Genomic DNA, 7,240 nt, shown 5'->3' with positions numbered 1-7,240 from the left:
AATTATCCCAAGGAGGCGGTCGAGAAAATACCCGTCTTTTATTTGACGCTTACTTCTCACAATCGTTGCTTTCCTGCGCCTGCACCATAAAAAAAGACCGGTACGTCCTGAGGCACAGGACATACCGGAAAGAGGCGGAAACTTACTTTTCGAGCTTTTCGAGATCTTCGCAGAGTTCCTTAGCGAACTCGACAAAGAGCGCTTTGACTTCATCCATCTGCGCGATGGTAAAGGTATCAAAATCATTCGTACGGCGCAGCAGATCATCGGTCGGCAGCATCGCGTACATCTTGACTTCTTCAAGGCCTTCCATGCCGACAAACTTGCCGTTTTCATCGGTCGAATAGAAATTGATGCGTTCATTGCAGTGCGGGCAGTTCATGTAGGCCATGTTTTCAACCATGCCCAGTACGGGGATATTCATCTTTTTGCACATGCGAACAGCTTTCGTAACGATCATGGAAACCATCGGCTGCGGCGTGGTGACCATAACGACACCGGTTACCGGCAGCTCCTGCAAAATCGTCAGCGCAGTATCGCCGGTTCCTGGCGGCATGTCGATCAGAAGTACATCGAGATCGCCCCAGATGACGTCCGTATAAAACTGCTTCAGCATATTGGAAACGATCGGACCTCTCCATACGACTGGATCGCCTTCGTTGGCCATCATGTAGTTTAAGGACATCGTCTTGATATGATCGCTCGTTTCTACCGGCAGAACGAAGTTCTCGGCATTGGCGTACGCCTGTTCATCCTGCAGATCGAACAGACGCGGAATGGACGGTCCAGTCACATCGGCATCCATGATACCTACCGATTTGCCCATGGCAGCCAGCGCGCGTGCGAGCATAACCGTCACGGTGGATTTGCCTACACCGCCTTTTCCGGACATGATCGGAACAATGGCTTTGATATGATTAGCCGGATTGGGCTGCAGTCCGCAGCTTTCCGGATTTTTTGAACAGTTACCTTTTGAAGGGCATCCTTCACAACTCATGCTTATTCCTCCCGGCCAGATTGGCCTTTTCAAAATAGAAAAGAGAAAGACTCTTTTCTGGTCGGCCTGTGCGGCCGGCTTTTTCATTTTGCCACGATTTCATACTTCTGTCTCTATTCTTCGATTTAGCCCGTCCGTGAGGCTGAGCGTATAGGGCTTCGATCGTACAAAAGGACACACAGTTTTTCAAAAGTACTCCATCGTCTATTGTTTCGACGCCTTTTCGGCTTTCTTTCGCTGCGCTCTCGAAAGCCGTCTGCGCTCATGAACTTCCTGACTCGCCGGTTCGATCGAAGAGGATACATCCGTACTGGAGATCGATTTTGCATCCGACACAGATGACTCCAGCCGATCGGCTCGTTCTTTTGGTTCAGACACGTTTTGTGAAAGCGATGGAGCGTCTTTCTCCGCGACCGTTCCTTCTTCCTGTCCATCCGCAATCCCGCCAAGGGTGCCGAAATCGGGCAGCGCCTGATCGTACGTACTGAGCAGGCGGTTTGTATCAATATGGGTGTAAATCTGGGTGGTCGAAATATCGCTGTGTCCAAGCAGTTCCTGGAGCGAGCGCAAATCGCTTTCGTGCTCCATCAGTCTTGTCGCAAAGGAATGGCGAAGCGCATGCGGACTCGAAGAAGGCGGAAGACTGCCCTGAATTGACGCTTTCTTAACCAGACGATAGACGTACTGCCGGTTGAGCTTTTCGCCTTTGAGCGAAACGAAGAAAAACTTGCGCATGCCGGCTTTGGGATCCCGTACGCGCTTTCGGTATTCGTCCATCTGAGTGCAAAGCGAATCGGGCAGCGGAATGACCCGCTCCTTTCTTCCCTTTCCAATGACGCGAAGCAGCTTCTGATCGAGACGGACGTTCCGCTCTTCGAGCGTGCACAGTTCACTGACACGCAGTCCGCAGCAGTACAGCGTCATCAGAATCGTTTTATCCAGTATGCCCTTATCGTCGGCTTCAAAGATTTCGAGCGTCTTTTCAAATTCTTCGGCGCTCACCCACAGCGGCAAAGCCCGGCTTAAATGCGGCGCGCGCAGCGTCATAGCCGGATCGGGCTGATCGAGACGAAGCGACAAATAGGAATAAAACGAACGAAGCGTCGAACAAAGACGCGCGATGGAAGAAGGGGCATAACCGGAGGCAAGTCCGTCGATGACGCTCTGCATTTCGCTGGTATTCAGATTCAGCGGGGAAAGTTCTCCTTGCCTGCATTCTTCAAAAAAGAGGCGCAGATCATTTTTCTGCGCCTGAATGGAAGACTGAGAAAGCATGCGTCCGCCGGCTGCCTGTGAAAAGTAGTCGGAAACGATCGACTCGAGCATCGGATCCATCGGCTTTGAAGAAGCCGATGCCAGAGAAGACTGCATAAGATCTTCATCCGCGGGATTTTTATCCAAGCGTTCTTCGGTCGATTTATTGCTTTCCGTCATTTTCCTCGCCTTCCTTTCTGACCATACAGGTACCGTCCGTACTTTCTGGATTGATCTCTGCGCCGCCAGCCGATCCATTCAGATCGTGAGTCCGGAAATATTCTTCCATCGTTTTCGGACGGCACGTTCCATCATAAAGAAGAGCCGTTTCCAGTACGGGATCAACAAAGCGATCCAGCACGGCTTCGACCAGGACGGCACACGGCTGAAACGTTCGAATATCGTAGGCGGTCTGCAGACGGGAAATGGAAAAACGGTTTTCCTTCAATAATGCAAAAATCTCGGTAAGCCGGGAAGGACGATGGACAAAGCAGAACCGCCCGCCCGATTTCAAATGGCGTCTGGCACTTTCAATCATCGTCTTCAGATTCAGATCGCCTTCTACGCGGGCAATTTCCCGTGAAGTAAGGGGTCGTACGGCCTGCTCAGGAGACGGGGCAAAATAGGGCGGATTGCAAAGGACCAGATCGAACTCTCCCGCATTCAGATCCAGAATGGAACCGTTTCGAATTTCAAACGAAGACGTTTTCGAAAAAAGCTTCATGTTGATCTGCGCGAGCTTTGCGGCGCTTTCCTGCAGTTCCACGCCGCAAAGGAAGGCAGGATTTTCCTGGGAAATATACGCAAGAATGGCTCCGTTGTTGCAGCCGATTTCAAGCACTTTGCGATTGCGGATTTTGGAAACGAACAATGCAAGCGCAGCACTGTCGCTGTTGATGCAAAACTGCGTGCGGTTCTGGATCAGGCGGTTATAGGGGGCCAGAAAATAATCCAGTGCAAAATTTGCTTCGCTGCGCAGAAAGTCCAGCTCGTCCTGATTCAGACGCTCTTTCTGCGCAGCGGAAAGCAGATCGAGAATGGGCGGCCGTTTACGCATACGCGTTCTCCGAAGCCGCAGGCGCGGCTGTCTTTTCCTCATCCGGATTGGCTTTCGGAGATTTGGCATCCGCCTTGTCGCTGCTTTTTTCTTCTTCCTTTTTTCGCATGAGATCGCCAAGCGTCATGAGCTTTCCGCCCGTTTCTTCATTAGACAGCGAGCGGTTTAAGGACTCAAGCAGATGATCGGGCGCGCCGGCGTCGAAATCAAAGAGCGTCGGCTGAAACAGCATCTGTTCTTCATTGGCCAGCGAACCGACGGTTACTCCGATATGCCGGTAGCCGACGGGATCAAACTCCTTCTGGAGCAGACCGCTGACGGCTTCGTACAAAATGATCGGATCGTTCGTATAGCCGGAAAGCTTTTTCGAGCGCACCTTATTGCGAAAGTGAATATCGCGCAAAACGAGCGAAACCTGCGCGCCGCGCTGATTTTTCTTTTTCATGCTTTCCGCCAGCTCGTACACGAGCGTACGACACTGGCTCTGCAGATCTTCGAGCGAGTACAGATCCGACAGAAATGTCCGGGAATGTGAAATGGATTTGCGCGAGCTCGAGAAGACGAGCTGGTCGCTCGACTGCCCATGAATTCGCGCCTTCATTTCCGGCCAGGAATTTTTGAAAATCTGCGCACAGAGCGCTTCGTTTTCCGGATCCGCCAGATCGCCGATTGTTGTAATGCCCGCTTCCTGCAGCTTTGGGACGGTTTTCGTTCCGATGCCAATGCACGTTTCCACGCCAAGCGGGTAAAGCTTGGCCGGGATATCGCGTTTTCGAATAACGGAAAGGCCCATCGGCTTGCGCAGATCGGAAGCCATTTTTGCCAGGAAGCGCGTCGGCGCCACACCGATCGAACACTTCAGACCCAGCTTTTCATAAACGGCACGCTGAATGGCGACGGCCAGATCGAGCGGTCTTGGATACTTCGTAATGACATCGGTCGCATCGACGAAACACTCATCAATGGAAAGAATTTCCATGCGCGGACAGTACTGACGGATGAGCGCGAAAAACTGACCGGACAGCTTGCGGTAGTATTCCCCGTCGGGCGGAAGCAAAACCAGTTCCGGACACATTTCCTTCGCCTGCAGGACCGGCATGGCGGAATGCAGACCGGCCTGACGGGCGATGTAATTGCAGGTGCTCAGAACGCCGCGCGAAGAATTGCCGCCAATGCCAAGCGGCTTTCCCTTCAGTTCGGGATGGCGCAGTTCTTCGGCGAAGGCAAAGAAGGCGTTGAGATCGATATGAAAAAGCACTCTAGCCATGGCGTACCCGTCTGGCGAGCTCTTTCATGCTCGAAACGCCGGCTTCATCGGCGTTGCCGCTGGCCATGATGGCCAGCTCTTTAAAATGATCTTCTTGAGACAGTTCGCTCACCTGGGTTGTCGTAATCGTTCCGTCGGTCGATTTGGAGACGCAGTAGTGATCGTCCGCCCATACGGCAACGGACGGAAGATGGGTAATGCAGAGTACCTGATAGTCTTTGGCCAGCGCATGCATTTTCGATCCCATCGCCAGTGCGACTTTTCCGGAAACGCCGGTATCGATTTCGTCGAACACCAGGGTTCCGATGCCATCTTCGGCCTGGAACACGACTTTCAGCGCCAGCATCAGTCGGGACAGCTCACCGCCGCTGGCCGAAGCTTTTAACGGGGAAGGAGCCTGGCCGGGGTTCATGGACGCGTAAAACTCCACTGCATCCATACCATCGCTTGACGGCTGCTTTTTATCGAAATGAATGTCGAACACGCAGTGCTCGAGCATCAGATCCCGCGCGTGCTTTTCCACCAGTTCCTTCAGTGCAGGAACGACCGCCTTGCGCGCCTGATGCAGCAATGACGCCTGCTTCGTGTATTCGCTCATGGCATGGCGGCGTTCTTTTTCCAGACGTTCAAAGACATCCTGACGATGCAGAATCTGATCGATCTGCTCTTCCATATCTTTAGCGGCTTTGGTCATCGACTCGTACGTGCCGCCGTTTTCCCGGAAGAGATCCTTAATGAGAAACAGACGTTCCTGCATTTTGTCGAGATGGCCTTCCTGCATCATCGTTTCGTTTTTTACATCGGATACCCGCTCAAACAGATCCTGGACTTCAAAAGCCAGATCGGTCAGACGGGTTCCGAATTCTTCTTCAGTCTGATGATTTTTCAGGCAGCCGGCCGCTTCGACGAGCAGATCCTGAATGCCGCCTTCCTTGCGGTAGAGATAGAGCGCTTCGGACATCGAGTCAAACGCGTCCTGAATCTGTTCGGCTTTGGCGATTTTCTGTTCTAAAGCTTCGAGTTCGCCTTCCTTGATTTTCGCGTTCTGAATGGCGTTGAGCCGTGTGGTCAGATAATCGAGACGATCCTGCGAAAACGTTTCGTTTTTGAGCTTGCGAATTTTGGCAGAAACCGCACGCAGACGCGAATAGGCGGCGCGGGTCTGTGCCAGCCGCTCCTCATTTTTTGCAAAGCGGTCCAGCATTTCCAGCTGCAAAGCTGGATCCATCAGCCGGATGGTATCCATCTGGGAATGGATGTCGACCATGCGGGAGACAATTTTGGCGACAAAGCTGTTCGTGGTGGTCCGGGAATTGAGAAGCATGCGACTTTTTCCCGAAGCGCTGACGATGCGGGTAATGATGATCGTATCTTCGACATCAAATCCGTTTTCCTCGAGCATCTGGCATACTTCTTTAGACGGGTTGGAAAGGACCATCTGCAAAATGGCCTTGTCCTTTCCCTTACGGACGACGCCTTTTCCGATGCGTTCGCCGGAAATCGCCTGAATGGCATCAATGAGCAGCGATTTACCGGCACCGGTTTCGCCGGTGATGACCGACATGTTCTGATCAAAATCGATCTGAGCCTGATCAAAGAGGATATAATCCTGGACTGTCAGCTGTTCAATCATGGTGATCCCTCTTTCTAAATGATTTTGTTCTTTGGAAATACTTTCGTTTTCTTTAAAACGGGCCGTATTTCCATATTCCGTTAGTCAGTCAGCCGTCTGCTTCCTAAGAGGCAGGCGGCTGACTGTATTGTCTTCAGTTGTATCCGCAAAAAGGCTATCCAGCCGTAACGTCTTTTCGGCTTCTTTCCGTTATACGTCCAGACGCGATCCTGGTTATTTGAGTTATTCCGGTTTTGCCGGAGCATCCGTCGGTTCAGGCGCGCTGTGGATCTCTTTTGGCCGGCACGCGTACAGGAGGTATTCCTGATTGCCGCTGCGGCCGACGACCGGCGAGGGAATTTTGCGTACTTTTGCGTAGTGCATCAAAAGTGCGTTCTGAATTTTCTCTACGGCCTGCGCTTCGTATTTCGGATTTTTAATGACGCCTTTTTTGTTGAGTGCGTTTTTGGTGCATTCAAACTGCGGTTTTACGAGCACGCACAGATGCTCGGGCATCATCTGCAAAAACAGCGGTTCGAGTATGGAAAGGGCGGAAATAAAGCTCACATCCATGCAAATAAAGTCGATTTTGTCCGAAAACCAGCTTTTTAAAATGCTGCGTGCGTTCACGCCTTCCATCTCCACCACCCGCGAATCCGCTTTGAGCGCGGGTGAAAGCTGCAGATGACCAACATCTAAAGCGTATACTTTGCGCGCACCATGTTCAAGTACGCATTGCGTAAAACCTCCGGTGGAGGCGCCGATATCGAGAACACACTGATCTTTCACGTCGATGTGAAAGGCGTCAAAGGCGGCCTGAAGCTTTCCGCCGGCACGGCTGACATAATCGTGCTCGGCAGGACGGATTTCAATCTGATCCTGTTCTTCTTCCTTCAGTTCATACGCCGGCTTGGTAATGGTTTTTCCGGCGATCGAGACGCGGCCCTGCTTGATGGCATCGGCTGCACGGGTGCGCGTCTGCAGTTCTTTGGTCAGATTCTGATCAAGACGCATGATCTTTCAGCCTTTCCATTAAATCGTCGAGCGAAATGT

The 7,240-nt window shown here is 52.0% G+C and carries 6 protein-coding genes; all 6 read right to left on the bottom strand.

The genetic code is table 11. The features are described 5' to 3' along the window. Positions 1–142: 142 nt before the first annotated feature. Entirely contained in the window at positions 143–997 is an 855-nt protein-coding gene (locus tag ACLUYS_RS08665; protein WP_230267428.1) for an Mrp/NBP35 family ATP-binding protein, read from the bottom strand. A gap of 204 nt (positions 998–1,201) precedes the next feature. Beyond that, complete coding sequence (locus ACLUYS_RS08660) at positions 1,202–2,431, bottom strand: tyrosine-type recombinase/integrase (protein ID WP_412659616.1); 1,230 nt, start codon at positions 2,429–2,431, stop codon at positions 1,202–1,204. Beyond that, on the bottom strand, positions 2,415–3,308 hold the full coding sequence (locus tag ACLUYS_RS08655; protein ID WP_288338890.1) for a tRNA1(Val) (adenine(37)-N6)-methyltransferase: 894 nt from the start codon (positions 3,306–3,308) through the stop codon (positions 2,415–2,417). The genes ACLUYS_RS08660 and ACLUYS_RS08655 overlap by 17 nt, the downstream gene beginning before the upstream one ends. Next, positions 3,301–4,575, bottom strand: a complete 1,275-nt coding sequence (gene dinB, locus ACLUYS_RS08650; RefSeq protein ID WP_230267422.1) for a DNA polymerase IV — start codon at positions 4,573–4,575, stop codon at positions 3,301–3,303. Before dinB ends, ACLUYS_RS08655 begins: the two co-directional genes overlap by 8 nt. Further along, positions 4,568–6,208, bottom strand: coding sequence for a DNA repair protein RecN (locus tag ACLUYS_RS08645; protein ID WP_412659615.1), 1,641 nt, complete (start codon positions 6,206–6,208; stop codon positions 4,568–4,570). The genes dinB and ACLUYS_RS08645 overlap by 8 nt, the downstream gene beginning before the upstream one ends. A gap of 222 nt (positions 6,209–6,430) precedes the next feature. Continuing rightward, a complete protein-coding gene (locus tag ACLUYS_RS08640) occupies positions 6,431–7,201 on the bottom strand; it encodes a TlyA family RNA methyltransferase (protein WP_412659614.1) in 771 nt (256 codons plus the stop codon). Positions 7,202–7,240: the final 39 nt, after the last annotated feature.

Origin of the sequence: Allobaculum sp., assembly GCF_047010065.1 — a bacterium.
In the GTDB taxonomy this organism is placed as follows: domain Bacteria; phylum Bacillota_I; class Bacilli_A; order Erysipelotrichales; family Erysipelotrichaceae; genus Allobaculum; species Allobaculum fili.
Note: the sequence above shows the minus strand (reverse complement) of the source record. Positions and strands in the feature narration are given on the sequence as shown.